The sequence below is a fragment of the Streptomyces sp. NPDC037083 genome (genome assembly GCF_055606485.1).
Map to the genome: position 1 here is coordinate 82,178 of NZ_JBVJSQ010000004.1, position 18,670 is coordinate 100,847.

Below are 18,670 nucleotides of genomic sequence, written 5' to 3' on the forward strand. Positions count from 1 at the left end.
GCGGAGTCCGCGCCCGTACGGACGACGAGCCGGCGCGGACGATGTTCGCGTGCGGCCCCTGACCGGGAGTGCAGGCGGCCTTTGACCGGGGGTGCACCGTTGATCGAGTTCCGTTTCGCCGTGGACGACCTCGCCGCCACCTCCTTCGCGTACTCCCCGCTCCAGGAGACGGTGTTCTCGCTGCGTTGCCTGCACGACCCCGCCCGCTACCCACACCACCGGCCGTGGCTGCGTCGCATCCGCGCCCATCTGGACTCCCTCGACCGCGAGATGCTCACCGCGCTCGTCGCTCCCTGGCTGTGGGTGCCGGACTTCCTCACCCCGCGCCCCGAACGGGCCAGGCCCGCCTTCGCCGAGGAGATGACCCAACTGCGCTCCACTCCAACGGAGTTCGTCGCCGCCGACTTCCGGGCCACCTACCGGACCGAGCAGGCGCTGCCGCCCGTGGTCGTCCGCGGCCTCGCCGAGCCGGCTGCCCTCCTCGCCCGCTCCGCGGACGCCCTCGACGCCTACTGGCACACCTGCCTCGCCACCGACTGGTGGCCCCGCGTGCAGAGCATCCTGGAGGCCGATCTCGCCTACCGCGGACGGGTGCTGACGGAGCAGGGCGCCGGTGCCCTGCTCTCCGGACTCGACTCTCGGCTCACCTGGACCGGCAGCCATCTCCAGCTGTCCACACAGCACTTCATGATGCCGGCGCCATGGGCCGGCATCGGCATCGCCGGGCGCGGACTGGTGCTGCTGCCCACCCTGTTCGCCCGCGGCGCCCAGCCCTTGATCGACCCCTCGCGGCCCCCGACGCTCATCTATCCCGCGCGAGGCCGCGCCACGCTCTCCGAGGAACCGCCGCCGGTCACCGACGACGCTCTGGTCCGCCTCCTCGGCCGTCCACGGGCCCGCATCCTGCTCCTGCTCGCCGAACCGGCCTCCACGACCGAACTCGCCCACCGCCTGGACGTCACCCCGGGCGCGGTCAGCCAGCACCTCGCGATCCTCTACGACGCGGGACTCCTCAGCCGCACCCGCAACGGCCGCACGGTCCGATACGCCCGCACCCGGCTGGGCGACGAACTCTGCCGCTGACCCGCCGACCCGCTGACCCGCCGGACCGCCGTCCGCCCGCGCCCGGATCCGCCGATTGCCCGCTCGTCCGGCAGGCGCGCGCCGCCAGTCGTCTCGTGCGCAGCCGACGGCCGTCGGCCGGCAACCGAAGCGGCCCGCGGCCAGCAGCCTGCGGCCCGGAGCCGTCAGACAGCCGGCGGCCATCAAGCAGCAGTCGGCAGCCGGCAGCCGGCAACCCGCAGCCCGCGGCCGTCAGGCTCCGACCGCCGCCAGTGCCGGCGTCCGCGCCGAGTCGTAGCGCTCCAGCAGGACCCGCGCCACCTCCGGCGCCGGGCCCAGTACGTCCGCCAGGACGTCCGCCTCGGCCGCGCCCCGCGCGATGCGGTCCGGCAGGAAGCCGGGGGCCAGCACGTACGGCGCCACGGCGATCCGCGAGCACCCCAGCGCGCGCAGCTCGCGCACCGCGTCCTCGGTGCGCGGAAGAGATGCGGAGGCGAACGCAGGCCGCACGGCGCACCAACCGGTACGCCGCCACTCCCGCGCGATTTCTGCGATCACTGCGATCGCCTCCGGGTCCGTGGACCCCGCCGAGGCCAGTACCACCCCGGTCGAGGACTTGTCGGCGGGCGTCAACCCCGCCTCGTACAGCCGCCGTTCGAGGGCGGAGAGCAGCAGCGGAGCGGGGCCGAGCACCGCGGCCTGCCGGATCCGCAGCTGCGGCGGCGCGTCCCGCAGAACCGCGGGGATGTCCGCCTTCGCGTGGAAGGCGCGGGTCAGCAGCAGCGGCAGGGCCACCACCTCACGCACGCCCTCCCTGGCCAGGGTCTCCAGCACCCCCTGCACGGAGGGGATGTTGAAGTCCAGGAATCCGGTCTCCACCCGCAGCCCCGGCCGCAGGGCCCGTACCCGCCGCACCAGGGCGTGGACGGTCGCCGCGTGTCGCGGGTCGCGGCTGCCGTGGGCGATCACCACGAGGACGGGGGAAACCGGCTTCCTGTGCATGGGCTTCAGCTCTTCACCAGCAGGCCGCGGCTGCGCAGCACCCACCGCTCCAGCGGACTGAAGATCAGCAGGTCGATGGCGATGCCGACGAACAGGATGAGCAGGATCGCCTCGAACACCATCGACATGTCACTGGCGTTGCGCCCGTTCTCCAGCAACTGACCCAGGCCGACGCCGAGATCGGGGAAGGACGCGATGATCTCGGCCGCCATCAGCGAACGCCACGAGAACGCCCAGCCCTGCTTCAGACCCGCCACGTATCCCGGCAGCGCGGCCGGCAACGTGATGTGGATCGTTCCCCTGAGTCCTGTCGCGCCCATCGTGCGCCCGGCCCGCAGGAACAGCGGCGGCACCTGGTCGACCCCGGACACCAGCCCGTTGGCGATGGACGGCACCGCGCCGAGCAGGATCACCGCGTACATCATCGAGTTGTTCAGTCCCAGCCACAGCACGGCCGGCGGCACCCATGCCACCGACGGCAGCGACTGCAGACCGGACAGGATCGGCCCGATCGCCGCCCGCACGAACTTCACCCGTGCCACCAGCAGACCCAGCGGGGTACCGATCGCCAGGGCGAACAGGAAGCCGAGCAGACCGCGCGAGACGCTGGTCCAGATGTAGCCGAGCAGCTCGCCTCGGAGCCAGGCGTCCTGCAGCGTGCGCCACACGTCCAGCGGAGAGACCAGCTTCGTCGGATCGTCGACCACCTTGAACGTGATCTGCCAGACGACCAGCAGGAGCGCGGTCGCGATGATGGGCGGCAGCACCTTGTCGACGAACGTCCGGCGGAAGGGGACGCGACCGGTGGGCGCGACCACGTCCAGCGCGTCGAGACCCGCCTCCACACCGGCCAGCTCCGTGGCGGACGGCTTCTTCGTCGCCGTCGCCGTCGCCGTCGTCTTCGTCTCAGTGCTGGCCATGACGGCGGATCTCCCCACGCAGGACTTCGGTGATCTCGATGGACAGTTCCGCCACGGGGGCGTCCTCGATCCGGCGCGGCTGCGGGATGTCGACCGTCCACTCGCGCGCCACCCGGCCCGGCCGGGAAGACAGCAGCACGACCCGCTGAGCGAGCCGCACCGCCTCGCGCACGTTGTGCGTGACGAAGAGAACGGACAGCCCCGTCTCCTCCCAGATCCGGGTCAGCTCGTCGTGCAGCACGTCTCGCGTGATGGCGTCCAGCGCCGCGAACGGCTCGTCCATCAGCAGCAGTTGGCTCTCCTGCGCCAGCGCGCGGGCCATCGCCACGCGCTGCCGCATACCGCCGGAAAGCTCGTGAACCCGCTTTCCGTACGCGCCCTTCAGCCGCACCAGTTCGAGCAGTTCCTCCGCCTTGCCGCGCCGGTCGGGCTTCGCGACCCCCCGCAGCTTGAGTGCGAGCTCGATGTTCTTGCCGGCGGTCAGCCAGGGGAAGAGGGCGTGCTCCTGGAACATCAGCGCCGGACGGCCGTCCGTGGTGATGGTGCCGGCGGAGGGCTCGTCGAGCCCCGCCACCAGGTTCAGCAGTGTGGACTTCCCGCAGCCCGAGGCCCCCAGGAGGGTGACGAACTCGCCGGGAGCGACATCGAGGGTGATGTCGTCCAGGACGAGCTGCTGCCCGCCCGGTCCCGCGAAGGACTTCGAGACGTGCTCAAGGCGTGCCGCGTACTCCACCGATTCAGCGGTCTCGGCGGCCTTGGCGAGGGTCGTGGCCATGGTCGTCACCTCCTGGGAACTCATCGGACTTCGATCAGCCGACGCCGAGACCGGCGTCGTCGACCGCGGGCTCGCCCTCGGCCTTGAGGACCTTGTTCAGGATCGTCAGGTCGTAGATGCCCTTGAGGTCGGGCTTCTCCAGCAGACCCGCCTTGACCGCGTGGTCCGCCTCCGAGTTGAGCGTGGAGGCCAGCGGATCGTTGATGAACTGGATCGACGTCCACGCCGAGTCCAGGACGTTCGTCGGCAGCGCCTTGCCGGAGTCGGCCTCCAGCTGCTTGTTCGCCGCCGCCTTGGCCTTCGCCGGGTTGGCGTTGATCCACTTGTTGGCCTCGACCGAGCCCTTGAGGACGGCCTCGACGACCTTCGGGTGCGCCTTGAGGAACTTCTGCGACACGATGATGTTCGTGATCACGAACTTCTTGTCGGGCCACAGCGACGCCTCGTCGAGGAGGACCTTGCCGCCCTCCGCGACCAGCTTCGACGCGGTCGGCTCCGGCACCCAGGCGCCGTCGATCGAACCGGCCTTGAAGGCGTCGGGCGTCACCTTGTTGTCGCTGCGGACGACCGTGACGTCACCCTTGCCGCTCTGCGCGTCGACCTTCCAGCCCTGCTCCGCGATCCAGTTCAGAAACGCCACGTCCTGCGTGTTTCCGAGCTGAGGCGTCGCGATCTTCTTGCCCTTGACGTCCTTGATGGACTTGATCTTGTCCGGGTTGACGACCAGCTTCACGCCGCCGGACGCCGAACCGCCGATGATGCGCAGGCTCTTGCCGCCGGACTTGGTGTAACCGTTGATGGCCGGCGAGGGGCCGATCCAGCCGATGTCGATGGAACCGGCGTTCAGCGCCTCGATCTCGGACGGGCCGGCGTTGAAGGTGGCGTACGACGCCTTGGTGGCGCCCAGCGCCTTCTGGAAGATGCCCTGCTCACGGCCGACCAGCGCGGTCCCGTGGGTCAGGTTGCCGAAGTAGCCGATCTTGACGGAGTCGAGTCCGTCGATCTTCTCCGATCCGGCGGCGACCTTCTCGTTGGCGTTGTCGTCCTTGGCCTCGGAGCCGTAACCGCAGGCGGCGAGGGCGAGCAGGGGAAGGGCCGCTACGGCGGCGATGCCGCGGCGAAGAAAAGCGTTGTTGCTGGCAGGCACGGGAGGGGTTCCTCTCGTTGGCCCGGCGGTCACGGTCTTTCAGGTCGTGGCCGGGAAATCGGCAAGGGTCTTCGTCGCTTCCGGGACGGCGGGTGGGGGGAGCGGGCGCGCAGGCAGTGCGCGTACGTCACAGCGCACATCGCGCCACCCCGCCCTGCCCGCTGCCGAGGGCGCCGCTGCCGACACGGCCGCCCTCCTTCGCGAACGTCGAGTAGAAATCGGTCGAATTCACGATCAGAAGTCCCAACCGTCGTCGTCGGACTCGTCCTTGACCGGCTCCGGCGCGGCGAACGACTCGCCGACCATGCCCGCGGTGAGGGTGGTGCCGTCGGACGGGTCGATCAGGATGAACGAGCCCGTGCGGCGGGAGTCGGCGTAGGAGTCCACCGGCAGCGGCTCCGCGGTACGGATCTTCACGCGGCCGATGTCGTTGGCGACGAGCTGTCCCGGGTGCGGGTGCAGGGACAGGTCGTCGAGCGTGAGACGGGACGGGATGTCCTTGACGATCGCCTTGACCGTGCGGGTGCCGTGCTTGATCAGCACGCGGTGGCCGACGGTCAGCGGCTGGTCGGCGACATGGCACACGGTCGCCTCGACGTCCTGGGTGGTGGCCGGCGCGTCCTTGGTGGGCACGATCAGGTCGCCGCGCGAGACGTCGACGTCGTCCGCGAGCAGCACGGTCACCGACTGGGTCGTCCACGCCACGTCGACCGGCTCGCCCAGCAGGTCGATGCCGGCGATCGTCGACGTCCGGCCCGACGGCAGCACCGTCACCGGCTCGCCCACCCGGAACGTGCCCGCCGCGATCTGACCGGCGTATCCCCGGTAGTCCGGGTGCTCGGCGGTCTGCGGACGTATCACGTACTGCACGGGAAGGCGGGCGTGGCAGTGCGCCAGATCATGGCTCACGGGAACCGTTTCCAGGTGTTCCAGGAACGTCGGCCCGCCGTACCAGTCCATGTTCGCCGACGGATCCACCACGTTGTCCCCGGCGAGCGCCGAGATCGGGATCGCGGTGACCTCGGGAACGCCCAGCTCGCTCGCGTACGCCGTGAACTCCTCGGCGATCGCCGCGAAGACGGATTCCCGGTACTCGACCAGGTCCATCTTGTTGACGGCGAGCACGACGTGCGGAACCCGCAGCAGGGCCGCGATCGCCGCGTGCCGACGGGTCTGCTCCACGACGCCGTTGCGGGCGTCGACCAGGATCACCGTCAGCTCGGCCGTCGAGGCGCCCGTCACCATGTTGCGGGTGTACTGCACGTGTCCCGGCGTGTCGGCGAGGATGAACCGACGCCGGGGCGTGGCGAAGTAGCGGTAGGCCACGTCGATGGTGATGCCCTGCTCGCGCTCGGCGCGCAGGCCGTCGGTGAGGAGAGCCAGGTCGGGGGCTTCCTGGCCGCGGCTGGCCGAGGCGCGCTCCACGGCCTCCAGCTGGTCGCTGAGGATCGACTTGGAGTCGTGCAGCAGCCGGCCCACCAGGGTGGACTTGCCGTCGTCGACGGAACCGGCGGTGGCGAACCGCAGCAGGGTCGTGGCCGAGAGTTCCTCGGTGATGATGGTGCTCATGCTTAGAAGTACCCCTCGCGCTTGCGGTCTTCCATCGCGGCCTCGGACATCTTGTCGTCGGCGCGGGTCGCGCCGCGCTCGGTCAGCCGGGAGGCGGCGATCTCGGCGATGACGTCGTCCAGCGTCACGGCGTCGGAGTCGACGGCGCCGGTGCAGGACATGTCGCCGACGGTCCGGTACCTCACGAGACGCTTCTCGACGGTTTCACCGTCCTTGGGGCCGCCCCACTCGCCGGCGGTCAGCCACATCCCGCCGCGCTGGAACACCTCCCGCTCGTGCGCGAAGTAGATCTCGGGGAGCTCGATGCCCTCCCGGGCGATGTACTGCCAGACGTCCAGCTCGGTCCAGTTGGAGAGCGGGAAGACGCGCACGTGCTCGCCGGGCGCGTGCCGGCCGTTGTACAGGTTCCACAGCTCGGGCCGCTGCCGGCGCGGGTCCCACTGCGAGAACTCGTCCCGCAGGGAGAACACGCGCTCCTTGGCGCGGGCCTTCTCCTCGTCGCGGCGGCCGCCGCCGAAGACCGCGTCGAACCTCTCGGCCTGGATCTTCTCGGTGAGCGGCAGCGTCTGCAGCGGGTTGCGCGTCCCGTCGGGACGTTCCCTCAGCACCCCGCGGTCGATGTAGTCCTGCACGGAGGCCACATGCAGGCGCAGACCGTGTGCGGCGACCACGCGGTCCCGGTACTCGAGCACCTCCGGGAAGTTGTGACCGGTGTCGACGTGCAGCAGCGAGAAGGGGATCGCGGCGGGCGCGAACGCCTTCAGCGCGAGGTGCAGCATGACGATGGAGTCCTTGCCGCCGGAGAACAGGATCACCGGCCGTTCGAACTCGCCCGCCACCTCACGGAAGATGTGCACCGCCTCGGACTCCAGCGAGTCCAGGTGGCTCAGGGCGTACGGGCTGACCGTGCCCTCCCCGGTCGCGGCGACGGTCGTCGTCATGCCAGTCCCCTCTCGCTGAGCAGGGCGTACACCGACGCCGCGGACTCCTGCACGGTCTGGTCCTGGGACTCGATCCGCAGGTCCGGCGCCTCGGGCGCCTCGTAGGGGTCGTCGACCCCGGTGAGCCCGGTCAGCTCGCCCGCCGCCTGCTTGGCGTACAGGCCCTTCACGTCACGCACCGAGCACACCTCGACCGGGGTCGCCACATGAACCTCCAGGTAGGCGGTTCCGCTCTCCTGGTGGCGCTTGCGCACCGCCTCGCGGCTGTCCGCGTACGGTGCGATCACCGGCACGAGCGTCTTCACGCCGTTACGGGCGAGCAGCTCGGCCAGGAAACCGATGCGCTGCACGTTGACGTGCCGGTCCTCGCGGCTGAAGCCGAGGCCCGCGGAGATGAACTCGCGGATCTCGTCGCCGTCGAGCACCTCGACGCGGTGGCCCTCCTCGCGCAGCCGGCCGGCCAGCTCGTACGCGATGGTGGTCTTGCCGGCGCTCGGCAGACCCGTGAGCCAGACGGTGGCTCCGGTCGTCACGTGGTTCTCCCGGTTCGTAGAAGTGGGGGTGGGTGTGGGGACGTTCGTGGAAGTCGCGGTCATGGCGGTCAGCCGTGCAGCCCGCACTCGGTCTTCGCCCGTCCCGCCCAGCGGCCGGCGCGCGCGTCCTCGCCCTCCAGGACCCGACGGGTGCAGGGTGCGCACCCGACGGACGCGTAACCGTCCATCAACAGGGGGTTGGTCAGGACGCCGTGCTCGGTGACGTACGCGTCCACGTCGTCCTGGGTCCAGCGGGCGATCGGCGAGATCTTGACCTTCTGCCGCTTGTCGTCCCAGCCGACGACCGGGGTGTTCGCCCGGGTCGGCGACTCGTCGCGCCGCAGGCCGGTGGCCCAGGCCCGGTAGGCCTTGAGCCCCTCCTCCAGCGGCTGCACCTTGCGCAGCTTGCAGCACAGGTCGGGATCGCGGTCGTGCAGCTTCGGACCGTACTCGGCGTCCTGCTCGGCGACCGTCCGACGCGGGGTGAGCGTGATGACGTTGACGTCCATCACGGCCTCCACCGCGTCCCGGGTGCCGATGGTCTCGGGGAAGTGGTAACCGGTGTCGAGGAACACCACGTCCACGCCCTTGAGGACACGGGACGCCAGGTGCGCGACCACGGCGTCCTCCATGGACGACGTCACGCAGAACTGCTTGCCGAAGGTGTCCACCGCCCACTGGAGGATCTCCAGGGCGGAGGCGTCCTCCAGGTCGCGGCCGGCCTGCTCGGCCAGCGCCTTCAACTCCTCGGTCGAACGGCCTTCCTGAACGGTCGTCATATCCGGTCCCCTCCCGTGTCGGTGCGCCGAACGCCCCGGGCGAGCAGCCCGAGGAACTTCAGCTGGAATGCGCGGTTGCACGCCGCGCATTCCCAGGCGCCGTGACCGCCTTCCACGGCCTCGCTCGGCCGGAGGTCCTCGTCGCCGCAGTAGGGGCAGTGGAAGGGGGCGGCCCGCTCGCTCATGACAGGGCCTCCTCGCTGGCCCGGGTGGCCCACGCGGCGAACCGCTCGCCGTCCTCGCGCTCGGCCTGGAACCGCTTCAGCACGCGTTCCACGTAGTCCGGCAGCTCGTCCGCGGTGACCTTCAGACCGCGGACCTTGCGGCCGAAGCCGGCTTCCAGGCCGAGGGCGCCGCCCAGGTGGACCTGGTAACCCTCGACCTGCTCGCCCCGGTCGTTGAGGACCAGCTGGCCCTTGAGACCGATGTCCGCGACCTGGATACGGGCGCAGGCGTTCGGGCAGCCGTTGAGGTTGATGGTGATCGGCTCGTCGAACTCCGGGATGCGGCGCTCCAGTTCGTCGATCAGGGTGGAGCCGCGCTGCTTGGTCTCGACGATGGCGAGCTTGCAGTACTCGATGCCGGTGCAGGCCATGGTGCCGCGCCGGAACGGGGAGGGCTTGGCGGTCAGGTCCAGCGCCTCCAGCGCCTCGACCAGCGACTCGACCTGTGCCTCCTCGACATCGAGGACGATCATCTTCTGCTCGACGGTGGTGCGCACCCGGCCCGAGCCGTGCGCCTCGGCGAGCTCCGCGATCTTCGTGAGGGTCGTGCCGTCCACGCGGCCGACGCGCGGGGCGAAACCGACGTAGAAACGGCCGTCCTTCTGGCGGTGCACGCCCACGTGGTCGCGCCAGCGGGCGACCGGCTGGTCGGGGGCGGGACCGTCGACCAGCTTGCGCTTCAGGTACTCGTCCTCCAGCACCTGACGGAACTTCTCCGCGCCCCAGTCGGCGAGCAGGAACTTCAGCCGGGCGCGGTTGCGCAGCCGCCGGTAGCCGTAGTCGCGGAAGATCGAGACGACGCCCTCGTGGACGTCCGGGACCTCGTCCAGCGGGACCCACGCGCCGAGCCGCACGCCGATCTTCGGGTTGGTGGACAGGCCGCCGCCGACCCACACGTCGAAGCCGGGGCCGTGTTCGGGGTGGTTCACGCCGACGAAGGCGACGTCGTTGATCTCGTGCGCCACGTCCAGCAGCGGCGAACCGGAGACCGCGGTCTTGAACTTGCGGGGCAGGTTCGAGAAGGCCGGGTTGCCGACGATGCGGCGGTGCATCTCCTCGATGGCCGGGGTGCCGTCGATGATCTCGTCCGCGGCGATGCCGGCGACGGGCGAGCCGAGGATGGTGCGGGGCGTGTCACCGCAGGCCTCGGTGGTGGACAGGCCGACCGCCTCCAGGCGGTTCCAGATCTCGGGCACGTCCTCGATCCGGATCCAGTGGTACTGGACGTTCTGCCGGTCGGTGATGTCGGCCGTGCCGCGCGCGAACTCCTGCGAGATCTCGCCGATCACGCGCAGCTGCTCGGTGGTCAGCCGACCGCCGTCGATGCGCACGCGCAGCATGAAGTAGCGGTCGTCCAGCTCCTCCGGCTCCAGGATCGCGGTCTTGCCGCCGTCGATCCCGGGCTTGCGCTGGGTGTACAGGCCCCACCAGCGCATGCGGCCGCGCAGGTCGTTGGGGTCGATGGAGTCGAAGCCCCGCTTGGAGTAGATCGTCTCAATGCGTGTCCGCACATTGAGACCGTCGTCGTCCTTCTTGAACTGCTCGTTGCCGTTCAGCGGGGTGTGATGCCCCGCGGCCCACTGGCCCTCGCCGCGGTGACGGCTCACCTTGCGGCGGGGAGTCGCGGCGGCAGGGTTCTGCGGGGTGGCGGCCATGGGTGATACGTCCTTCGGGACAGGCGGGAAGCGGCTCTGACCTGCGCGTACGGGCGCATGGGAGAAACGTGCGCATCATTGCGCAGGTGGGAGGCTCTGGCGGAGACGTCGGCGGTGCTGCGGCTCGTCAGCTCGCCGGACAGATGGCGCTGGACATGCGGCCGAGGTCGACGTGCCGCCGACTCACCAAGGCAATTCCAGTTCCGGACATGGCGAAAGCGTGTCACGGCGATCTGGACACAGTCCAGCTTCGTCCGCGATGCGGACACCCTTGTCCCGACATCCGAGACGAGGGTGGCGTCGATCACATGATCCGCGACACCTCTTGTCCGTGCAGGTCAGTCCGGGTATGGGCGGCCGGTCAGGCGGGCAGGGCGCCAGGCCAGGGGCCCGGCGCGGACACCTCGAGCTGCTCCTCGACCTTGGTGTCGAACAGCTTGAAACCGCGCCGCTGGTAGTTGTCCATCGCGTGCTCGCCGTCCAGGCTGCAGGTGTGCAGCCACACCCGCTTGGTCTGCGGCAGCGCGGGCCAGCGGTCCGTGAGGTCCCACGCCCGGGCTGCTCCGTACGACAGCAGATGACCGCCGATCCGCCGCCCGCGGAAAGCCGGGATCAGACCGAAGTAGACGATCTCCACGACCCCGTCGTCCTGCGGTTCCAGCTCCACGTACCCCGCCGGGGTGCCCCGGTCGTACGCGACCCAGGTCTCGACCCCCGGACGCGCCAGGTGCTCCTGCCACTGCGGGTACGTCCAGCGCAGCCGGTCGATCCAGCGGATGTCCCCGCCCACGGACGCGTACAGGAAACGGCTGAACTCGGGGGAGGGGACCTCGGAGCGTACGATCCTGACGTCGCCCTCGGGCGCGGCGGCCGGGAGGAGGTCGGTCGGGTCGGTCTGCTCCAGGGACCAGGTGGTCACGGGGATGTGGGTCATGCCCGTCAGGGAATCATCTACTCCGTCGTTCTGTCGATCGAGGCCAGCGGCAGTGCGAAGAGCGTCCGGTCCGACTGGGTCCAGACCTCGCCCGTCGCCTCCCAGTAGGAAAGGGACTCCGTCCGAGGGCTCCAGCAGCTGTGCGTCTCCGCGGTGCCGCACACGGCGGCGCTCGCCCCGTCGGTCCTGCCGTCCGCCCCGTCGTCCGGGCCGCCGGCTCCGTCGGCCGTCTGCCGCCACAGAGTTCCGTGCCGGTCCTGTGGGCCGGCGGCGCGGGTCACGTACCAGTGGCCGCCGTAGGACAGCACGCCCCGCACTCCGGTCACCTTCGTCTCGTACGCCTGCGAGGCCCGGACCCGCCCGTCGGCGCCCGTGGCGAGCAGCCCGGCGTGACCGGGGGCGGTGCTGAAGGGGTAGCGCCACAGGCGGGCGCCCCGGTCCCCGTCGTCGAGCGTCCACTCGCCCGCCACCAGGCTGTCCGGCGCGGTGCTGCGGTCGAGCGAAACGGTTGCGGGGTGCGGGGCGTCGGCGCCGCCGCTCAGCTCGTAGGAACCGACGGCCGGCAGCACGAACCGGTAACCGTGTGCCGACCAGCCTCCCGGCACCCGGCCGACCGCGTCCCCGGCGACGGTGGCGCGCTGGACGCGGTTCATGTCGTAGACGTACAGCGCGGCCCGGTCCCCGTCGTCGGCGGTGACCAGCAGCTTGTCCTGGTACCAGACCATCCCGGAGACATGGGAGACCAGTCCCCGGTAGTCCCGTCCGCCGTCGACCGGTACGGCGAGCAGCGCCCAGGCGTAGGAGGGGTGGTTCAGGTCGCCCGCGTTCACGAAGCCGACCCTGGCCAGTCCGCGGTCGGCCGCCGGGCCCCCGCTGCGCGACCACCCGGACAGGATCACCCGGTTCGCGCCCCAGACGCCGTCGTCGTCCGCGTCCCCCGACGTGGTGACCGCGCCCGGCTGCCAGCCCTCGGTGTCGTCCGTGTTCCAGCAGTACGCACGGGTGGCCGAGGGGGAGACGGGCAGGGCTCTGCGTTCGGCGCCCGAGCAGTCGATGGCGTCCCGCAGGGCGCGGTCGGCCTCGTCCAGCACGGCGCTGACGCCGACCGGCCGGCCCATCCCGGCGGCGAGCCGGTCGAGCGCGGCCCGCGGCACCGCATGCTCCCTCAGCTGCAGTTCTGCGGTCTCGGCCGACGCCGTGAGCGGCTTCAGGCCCCCCGGTCCGTCATCGGTGACCGTCGCCTGGGAAACGCTGATCATGGTGGCGGCGGCGGTGAGGGCGAGGGCGGTGCCGGACAGAAACGCCCGCAGTGCCCTGCCTCGCCTGCGTCGGCGATGTCGGCCGCGATGTCTCATTCGTCCTCCCGAGGCGGGCCAACTGCGCCTGATGATCCGTACGTTGACCGAGGAGCAGGTGGGGTGACCCGTAGAGGGATGCTACGGCAGTCGGCCACCCCTGAGGACGAAGTCCGCGCAAATATGCGGAAGACGCCGCCGGAAGCATCCGGGTGAGTCATGGTTGCCGCGGTGCCGACATCCGGTTTCTCACCACCGCGGGCGCGGCCGAGTGGGGCAGCAGGCGCTCAGGATCGGCCGGAAGAAGCACCTCGACCTCGGCATCCTCGCAGAAACGATACGGCCGGTGCTCCAGAAATCCCCCCAGATACCGCCGCACCCGGGACATCTCCGCCCGTACCGTCACCGTCCGGGCCGGGTCGCCGAACATGTCCTCGGCCAGTTCCGCCGCGCTGCGGCCGCCGCGGTGCGCCGCCAGCAGATAGAGCAACTCGGCATGACGGGGACTGAGTTCGTGGGACCACGAGCCGGCCTCCCCCGACACCGTCACCGACCAGCGGCGGGACCGGCTCAGGTCCAGCGCGATCCGCGTCGCGTCGCGCGGCAGCGGCTCGGCGGTCTCGTCCACCGACCGCACCAGCCAACCCCCGGCCAGCGGCTCGATCGAGCACACCCCGAGCGCCGGCAGCCACCGACGGCCCGGCGAGGGCGACTTGGGCAGCGCGATCCGGCTCGCGTACGGCATGCCGGTCACCGCCGCCGTCCAGCCCTCCGCGTCCACCGCCGCCGCCCGGCCGCCCAGCCGGGCCAGCACCGGCGCCGCCACCGCACGCAACCGCTCCAGTGAACTCAGGTGCTTCTCGCGCAACCTGGACTCGGCGAGCTTGGCCACCGAGTCGACCCAGGCGAGGGTGGCCGGATGCATCGTCTCCAGCGGCCCGCTGACGTCGACCACGCCGAGCAGCCGCCCGTTGCGCGGGTCGGTGATCGGGGCGCCCGCACACGTCCAGGCCGTGTGCGAGCGCACGAAGTGCTCGGCGGCGAACACCTGTACGGGTCGGCGCACCACCGCCGGCGTCCCCACGCCGTTGGTGCCGACCACTGCCTCGCCCCAGTCCGCGCCCAGTTCGAAACCGAGCCCGTCGGCCTTGCGCAGCACCGGGTTGCAGCCCTCGCGCCACAGCACGCGGCCCTCCTCGTCGGCGACGACCATGATGTGGTGGGCGACGTCCGCGACCGACAGCAGCCCTTCGCGCAGTACCGGCAGGACCTCCCGCAACGGCGACTCCTCCCGCCGTCGCCGCACCTCGTCGGCGCTGAGCAGACCTGCCCTGAAGTCGTGCTCCGGATCCACGCCGCTGCGCAGCATCCGCTCCCAGGACTGCTCGATCACCGGGCGCGGGGCGACGCGGGCCTGCTGGCCGGCGAGCCGGGCGTCGCGCACCTCGTTGAGCACCCGCGCCGCCCGTGCGGCGTCGACGGCCGCGAGCTGCGGCACGTTCATCGGTGGCATCACCACTGGGCCTCCCGGGGAGCACACAGGCGGACGACCGGGTGTCAAGTTTCCGTGCCGACTGTTTCCGGTCTTGCTGAAGCCCCCCATCTTGCCGTCCGCGCGTGACGGAGGGGCACAGTCCGGTCACAACCACTGACAAGTTGCAACCCCCTGCAACCCTGGTGAACGTCCACAGACTGTTTGAAACTTGAGCCACGCCGTCCCGAGCGGCGATTCTGGCCTCGCAGGGCCATTGCGGCGGGGGTGGTGCCGTGTCGGCGCAGCATCACCCCCGCTTCCTGCTGTCCCCGGATTTCCGCACGTTTCCGCAGGTGCTCCCAGGTCGGAGCGGTCACTGCCGAGGCGCGGCCCGTTCGACGATCGCCGCCAGGTCCAGAGTGTGCGGCAGCGTCCCGAAGGCGGCGCCCCCGTCCCCGCCCAGTCGCGAGGCGCAGAACGCGTCGGCGACCTCCGGCGGCCCGAATCGCACGAGCAGCGCACCCTGGAGCACCAGTGCGAACCGCTCCGCCAGTCGCCGGGCCCGTCCCTCGACGCCGTCCAGATCCGCCAGCTCCGTCAGCAGCCCCTTGATCGCGCCGTCCAGCCGGTGATCGGCCCCGCGCGCCTGCCCCACTTCCTGCAGATAGGCGTTCAGCGCCTCCGGTTCCCGTCGCAGAGCCCGCAGCACGTCCAGCGCCTGGACGTTGCCCGCGCCCTCCCAGACCGAGTTCAGCGGCGACTCGCGCACCAGCCGGGGCATCCCCGACTCCTCCACGTAGCCGTTTCCGCCCAGGCACTCCGACGCCTCCACCACCAGCGGCGCACACCGCTTGGTCACCCAGTACTTGGCCGCCGGAATCGCGATCCGCAGCAGCGCCCGCTCCTGGTCGCCGCCGTCGTCGTAGGCCGCGGCCAGCCGCAGCGCGAGCGTGGTGGCCGCCTCCGACTCGACCGCGAGATCGGCCAGGACGTTGCGCATCAGCGGCTTGTCGACCAGCTTCCCGCCGAACGCCGCACGGTGGGTGCAGTGATGGATCGCCTGCGCCACCGCCTGCCGCATCAGCCCCGCCGACCCGAGCACGCAGTCCACCCGGGTCGCCGCCACCATGTCGATGATGGTGCGGACCCCCCGCCCCTCCTCACCGACCCGGCGCGCCCACGTCCCGTCGAACTCGACCTCGGCGGAGGCGTTGGACCGGTTTCCCAGTTTGTCCTTGAGCCGCTGGAGGCGGAAGACGTTGCGCGTGCCGTCCTCGAGGACGCGAGGGACGAGGAAACACGTCGGCCCGCCGTCGCCCGGCCCCGGGGCCGCCTGGGCCAGCACCAGGAAACCGTCCGACATCGGGGCCGAACAGAACCACTTGTGCCCGGTCAGCTCGTACGTCCCGGCCTCGGCCAGAGGGGTTGCGACCGTCGTGTTCGCCCGTACGTCGCTGCCACCCTGCTTCTCCGTCATCCCCATCCCGAACAGGGCTCCGGCCTTCAGACGGGCCGGACGCAGCTCACGGTCGTAGACCGTGGACGTCAGCCGCGGCTCCCACTCGGCGGCCAGCTCCGGATCCGCGCGCAGCGCGGGCACCGCGGCATGGGTCATCGACAGCGGACAGCAGGTGCCCGCGTCGACCTGCGTCCACACCAGGAACGCGGCCGCCCGCCGCACATGCCCGCCAGGACGCGCCCAGGCGGCCGTCAGATGGGCGCCGACGCCCTTGCCGAGCAGCCGGTGCCAGGCCGGATGGAAGTCCACCTCGTCGACGCGCTCGCCGTACCGGTCGTGCGTACGCAGTTTCGGAGGGTACTGGTCGGCCTGCACCGCCCACTCCTGCAACTGGGCGGATCCGGCGGCCCGGCCGAGCGCCGACAACTCGCCGCGCGCCTCGTCGACCGACTCCGGACCCAGGTGCCGTTCCACGGCCGCCACCAGCGCCTGGTCGGCGCCGTAGACGTCGTACCCGGTCAGGGGCGGGGGCTGGTTGGTCACCGTGTGCGTGATGCCTGCCATGGCCCGAACCTACCCCCGGGTACGGAGGTCATGACCCTCCGGGGCCCGCGCGCCGTGGCCCGGCCCGGTGAGGCAGCCTTGCCGGAGGTGAGTGCAGCCCCGAACGGCGGATACCTTTAGGGCGTGCAGCCAGCAAGTCACTCACCCGAGCAACCCGGGAGCCCCGCAGGGCGTCTCCACCGGGCGCGTGCCCTTTACCGGAACGTCTCCAAGCGGCGGACCGCCTGGCTGCTGTTGAAGGACACCGTCAACTCCTGCATCGAGTACCGCATCCTCGGGCTCGCCGCGGAAGCCGCTTTCTTCACGCTGCTGTCCGTGCCTCCGCTGCTGCTCAGCCTCATCGGTCTGCTCGGGTACGTCGACGACTGGACCGGCACCGACACGATCACCAGCCTGGAGACCAACCTCATCGAGGCCTCCCGCACCGTCCTGTCCGACAAGGGCGTGCGGGAGATCGCCCAGCCGATCCTCGACGACGTGATGAAGGGCGGTCGCCCCGACGTCATCTCCATCGGTTTCCTGTTCGCCCTGTGGTCCGGATCGCGCGCGGTGAACGTCTTCATCGACACCATCACCGTGATGTACGGCCTCGACGGCGTGCGCGGGATCGTCAAGACGCGGCTGGTGGCGTTTCTGCTGTTCGTCGCCGGCCTGCTGATCGGCTCGATCGCGCTGCCGCTGATGGTCGCGGGACCGGACGCGGTGGTGCGGATCGTGCCCTGGTCGACGACCGTGGTGCAGGTGCTGTACTGGCCGGTCGTGATCGTCCTGTCCGTGGCGTTCCTGACGACGCTCTACCACGTCTCCGTGCCCGTGCGGTCCCCGTGGATCGAGGACGTGCCGGGCGCGCTCGTCGCCCTCGCCATGTGGGTGCTGGGCAGCTTCCTGCTGCGGATCTACCTCACGAACACGATCGAGGGCGCCACCATCTACGGCTCCCTCGCCGCCGCCGTCGCCGTACTGCTGTGGATCGGCGTGTCCGCCTTCGCCGTGCTGGTCGGCGCCGCTGTCAACGCCGCGATCGACCGGGTCTGGCCGGCCGCCGCGACCGCCGCCGCCCGCGCCGCCAACGAGCGGCAGCGCCAGGAGGAGGCCGCGGAGTACGTCGCCCGCGTGGCCGCGGCGCGCGCCCACGAGGACGAGGATCCGGACGACCCCGACATGCCGTCGGAGTTCCCCGAGCGATGGTCGCGCTTCCTCCCGCCGGAGGACGTGACGGGACGGTTCCGGGCCCATGTGAAGAGTTCCCCGAAGGCGAATGGCACGGACGCCGGAAACGGGGAGGAAGAGCCCCCGGAGAAGTGATCCGCCCGCAGACGCCGTCTCCCGGAGCGCGGCGGCCCCGGCGGCGGGAATCCGCGGACAAGGAAACCCGGGGGCGGTCCCCGGAAAGTCGCTGCTACGCCTTCCAGACGCCGGTCGCCGCCGCCTCCCTCGCGAACTCCCGGAAGTCGCGCGGCGCACGGCCGAGCACTTCCCGGACCCCGTCCGAGAGCCGGGCGTTGCGCCCGTCCAGCAACGACTCGAACAACTCCACCAGAAACGCCGCCTCCTCCGGCGGCACCCCGAATCCGGTCAACTGCTCACCGTAGCGACGCGCCGGGACCGGCGTGTACGACAGCTCGCGCCCCGCCGCCCGGCCGACCTCCTCGACCGCTTCCCGGAACGTCAGCAGCCGCGGCCCGGACACCTCCAGCGTCCTCCCCACGTACCGGTCGCCGTCGGTGAGCGTCTTCACCACCACGTCGGCGACGTCCCGCAGGTCGACGAACGGCTCCTGGACCTCCCCGCCCGGAAACACCAGCTCCCCGCCCTGCCGCAGCCCCTCCACCAGCGGCCCCTCGCTGAAGTTCTGCGCGAACCACGCGGCTCGTACGACCGTCCAGTCCGCGCCCGACGCCCGCAGCGCCTCCTCGGTGGGCAGCGCCCGCTCCTCGCCCCGCGCGGACAGCAGCACGAGCCGCCGCACCCCGAGCCCGACCGCGTCCCGGCACAGCCGGCAGACGGCGTCGGCGGCGTCCGGGGCGCCCACGTCCGTCGGACACACCAGGTACGCCGCGTCAGCGCCGCGCAGGACGTCCGCCCATGTCGAGCCGTCGTACCAGTCGAACCCCTGGGCCCTCGAAGCCGCTCGCACGGCCATGCCGGCCGCCTCGGCGGCCTGCGCCACCCGGCTGCCCGTGCGCCCGGACGCGCCGGTCACCACCACCGTCGTCCGCCGCGCGGCGCTCTGCTTCCGCGGCATGTCCCGCGCCGTGTCCTGCCTCGTGCTCCGCGTCGTTCGCCGAGCCTGGTCCTGCGCCTGGTCCTGCGCTTGGTCCTGCGCTTGGTCCTGCG

18 protein-coding genes are annotated in these 18,670 nt (G+C 71.2%); 2 read left to right on the forward strand and 16 right to left on the reverse strand.

Translation table 11 applies throughout. The features are described 5' to 3' along the window. Positions 1-99: 99 nt before the first annotated feature. A complete protein-coding gene (locus ACZ7DE_RS12520) occupies positions 100-1,083 on the forward strand; it encodes an ArsR/SmtB family transcription factor (protein ID WP_470760260.1) in 984 nt (327 codons plus the stop codon). 231 nt (positions 1,084-1,314) lie between these two features. On the opposite strand, the gene ACZ7DE_RS12525 is transcribed toward ACZ7DE_RS12520, so the two are convergent. The 15 genes from ACZ7DE_RS12525 to ACZ7DE_RS12595 all read right to left on the reverse strand — a co-directional run bounded on the left by ACZ7DE_RS12525 (position 1,315) and on the right by ACZ7DE_RS12595 (position 16,333). Next, positions 1,315-2,064, reverse strand: a complete 750-nt coding sequence (locus ACZ7DE_RS12525) for a sirohydrochlorin chelatase (RefSeq protein WP_470760261.1) — start codon at positions 2,062-2,064, stop codon at positions 1,315-1,317. Positions 2,065-2,069: 5 nt separating this feature from the next. Continuing rightward, positions 2,070-2,984 carry an ABC transporter permease gene (locus ACZ7DE_RS12530; protein WP_470760263.1) on the reverse strand — a complete coding sequence of 305 codons (915 nt, stop codon included), beginning with the start codon at positions 2,982-2,984 and terminating at the stop codon, positions 2,070-2,072. After that, on the reverse strand, positions 2,971-3,783 hold the full coding sequence (locus ACZ7DE_RS12535; RefSeq protein WP_470760265.1) for an ABC transporter ATP-binding protein: 813 nt from the start codon (positions 3,781-3,783) through the stop codon (positions 2,971-2,973). The genes ACZ7DE_RS12530 and ACZ7DE_RS12535 overlap by 14 nt, the downstream gene beginning before the upstream one ends. Before the next feature lie 10 nt (positions 3,784-3,793). Then, positions 3,794-4,906: an aliphatic sulfonate ABC transporter substrate-binding protein gene (locus ACZ7DE_RS12540; RefSeq protein WP_470760267.1), complete on the reverse strand. Its 1,113-nt coding sequence runs from the start codon at positions 4,904-4,906 to the stop codon at positions 3,794-3,796. 234 nt (positions 4,907-5,140) lie between these two features. Further along, positions 5,141-6,475, reverse strand: coding sequence for a sulfate adenylyltransferase subunit 1 (locus ACZ7DE_RS12545; protein WP_470760269.1), 1,335 nt, complete (start codon positions 6,473-6,475; stop codon positions 5,141-5,143). A 2-nt stretch (positions 6,476-6,477) separates the two neighbouring features. Beyond that, positions 6,478-7,416: a sulfate adenylyltransferase subunit CysD gene (gene cysD, locus ACZ7DE_RS12550; RefSeq protein WP_470760271.1), complete on the reverse strand. Its 939-nt coding sequence runs from the start codon at positions 7,414-7,416 to the stop codon at positions 6,478-6,480. Beyond that, positions 7,413-8,012 (reverse strand): adenylyl-sulfate kinase, encoded by a 600-nt coding sequence (gene cysC, locus ACZ7DE_RS12555; RefSeq protein ID WP_470760273.1) that lies wholly within the window; start codon positions 8,010-8,012, stop codon positions 7,413-7,415. Before cysC ends, cysD begins: the two co-directional genes overlap by 4 nt. 5 nt (positions 8,013-8,017) lie before the next feature. Beyond that, a complete protein-coding gene (locus ACZ7DE_RS12560) occupies positions 8,018-8,728 on the reverse strand; it encodes a phosphoadenylyl-sulfate reductase (RefSeq protein WP_470760275.1) in 711 nt (236 codons plus the stop codon). Beyond that, complete coding sequence (locus ACZ7DE_RS12565; RefSeq protein WP_470760277.1) at positions 8,725-8,913, reverse strand: hypothetical protein; 189 nt, start codon at positions 8,911-8,913, stop codon at positions 8,725-8,727. The genes ACZ7DE_RS12560 and ACZ7DE_RS12565 overlap by 4 nt, the downstream gene beginning before the upstream one ends. Beyond that, positions 8,910-10,607, reverse strand: a complete 1,698-nt coding sequence (locus ACZ7DE_RS12570) for a nitrite/sulfite reductase (RefSeq protein WP_470760279.1) — start codon at positions 10,605-10,607, stop codon at positions 8,910-8,912. The genes ACZ7DE_RS12565 and ACZ7DE_RS12570 overlap by 4 nt, the downstream gene beginning before the upstream one ends. A gap of 127 nt (positions 10,608-10,734) precedes the next feature. Next, positions 10,735-10,818 carry a putative leader peptide gene (locus ACZ7DE_RS12575; protein WP_309486338.1) on the reverse strand — a complete coding sequence of 28 codons (84 nt, stop codon included), beginning with the start codon at positions 10,816-10,818 and terminating at the stop codon, positions 10,735-10,737. Between the two features lie 150 nt (positions 10,819-10,968). Further along, positions 10,969-11,541 (reverse strand): GNAT family N-acetyltransferase, encoded by a 573-nt coding sequence (locus ACZ7DE_RS12580; RefSeq protein WP_470760281.1) that lies wholly within the window; start codon positions 11,539-11,541, stop codon positions 10,969-10,971. A 17-nt stretch (positions 11,542-11,558) separates the two neighbouring features. Next, entirely contained in the window at positions 11,559-12,896 is a 1,338-nt protein-coding gene (locus ACZ7DE_RS12585; RefSeq protein ID WP_470760283.1) for a hypothetical protein, read from the reverse strand. 157 nt (positions 12,897-13,053) lie between these two features. Next, complete coding sequence (locus ACZ7DE_RS12590; protein ID WP_470760284.1) at positions 13,054-14,340, reverse strand: helix-turn-helix domain-containing protein; 1,287 nt, start codon at positions 14,338-14,340, stop codon at positions 13,054-13,056. A 343-nt stretch (positions 14,341-14,683) separates the two neighbouring features. Beyond that, on the reverse strand, positions 14,684-16,333 hold the full coding sequence (locus ACZ7DE_RS12595; RefSeq protein WP_470760286.1) for an acyl-CoA dehydrogenase family protein: 1,650 nt from the start codon (positions 16,331-16,333) through the stop codon (positions 14,684-14,686). A 123-nt stretch (positions 16,334-16,456) separates the two neighbouring features. Here ACZ7DE_RS12595 and ACZ7DE_RS12600 point away from each other — a divergent pair, with 123 nt between their 5' ends. After that, on the forward strand, positions 16,457-17,638 hold the full coding sequence (locus tag ACZ7DE_RS12600; RefSeq protein WP_470760288.1) for a YihY/virulence factor BrkB family protein: 1,182 nt from the start codon (positions 16,457-16,459) through the stop codon (positions 17,636-17,638). A 94-nt stretch (positions 17,639-17,732) separates the two neighbouring features. Here ACZ7DE_RS12600 and ACZ7DE_RS12605 read toward each other — a convergent pair whose 3' ends face one another. Beyond that, on the reverse strand, positions 17,733-18,578 hold the full coding sequence (locus tag ACZ7DE_RS12605; protein WP_470760289.1) for an NmrA family NAD(P)-binding protein: 846 nt from the start codon (positions 18,576-18,578) through the stop codon (positions 17,733-17,735). Positions 18,579-18,670: the final 92 nt, after the last annotated feature.

Bases quoted from the DNA above. Each gene is read 5' to 3' on its own strand.
- cysC (WP_470760273.1), bottom strand. From the start codon at position 8,012: ATGACCGCGACTTCCACGAACGTCCCCACACCCACCCCCACTTCTACG.
- ACZ7DE_RS12565 (WP_470760277.1), bottom strand. From the start codon at position 8,913: ATGAGCGAGCGGGCCGCCCCCTTCCACTGCCCCTACTGCGGCGACGAG.
- ACZ7DE_RS12545 (WP_470760269.1), bottom strand. From the start codon at position 6,475: ATGAGCACCATCATCACCGAGGAACTCTCGGCCACGACCCTGCTGCGG.
- ACZ7DE_RS12560 (WP_470760275.1), bottom strand. From the start codon at position 8,728: ATGACGACCGTTCAGGAAGGCCGTTCGACCGAGGAGTTGAAGGCGCTG.
- ACZ7DE_RS12530 (WP_470760263.1), bottom strand. From the start codon at position 2,984: ATGGCCAGCACTGAGACGAAGACGACGGCGACGGCGACGGCGACGAAG.
- ACZ7DE_RS12525 (WP_470760261.1), bottom strand. From the start codon at position 2,064: ATGCACAGGAAGCCGGTTTCCCCCGTCCTCGTGGTGATCGCCCACGGC.
- cysD (WP_470760271.1), bottom strand. From the start codon at position 7,416: ATGACGACGACCGTCGCCGCGACCGGGGAGGGCACGGTCAGCCCGTAC.
- ACZ7DE_RS12605 (WP_470760289.1), bottom strand. From the start codon at position 18,578: ATGCCGCGGAAGCAGAGCGCCGCGCGGCGGACGACGGTGGTGGTGACC.
- ACZ7DE_RS12575 (WP_309486338.1), bottom strand. From the start codon at position 10,818: ATGTCCGGAACTGGAATTGCCTTGGTGAGTCGGCGGCACGTCGACCTC.
- ACZ7DE_RS12585 (WP_470760283.1), bottom strand. From the start codon at position 12,896: ATGAGACATCGCGGCCGACATCGCCGACGCAGGCGAGGCAGGGCACTG.
- ACZ7DE_RS12570 (WP_470760279.1), bottom strand. From the start codon at position 10,607: ATGGCCGCCACCCCGCAGAACCCTGCCGCCGCGACTCCCCGCCGCAAG.
- ACZ7DE_RS12590 (WP_470760284.1), bottom strand. From the start codon at position 14,340: ATGAACGTGCCGCAGCTCGCGGCCGTCGACGCCGCACGGGCGGCGCGG.
- ACZ7DE_RS12595 (WP_470760286.1), bottom strand. From the start codon at position 16,333: ATGGCAGGCATCACGCACACGGTGACCAACCAGCCCCCGCCCCTGACC.
- ACZ7DE_RS12535 (WP_470760265.1), bottom strand. From the start codon at position 3,783: ATGAGTTCCCAGGAGGTGACGACCATGGCCACGACCCTCGCCAAGGCC.
- ACZ7DE_RS12580 (WP_470760281.1), bottom strand. From the start codon at position 11,541: ATGACCCACATCCCCGTGACCACCTGGTCCCTGGAGCAGACCGACCCG.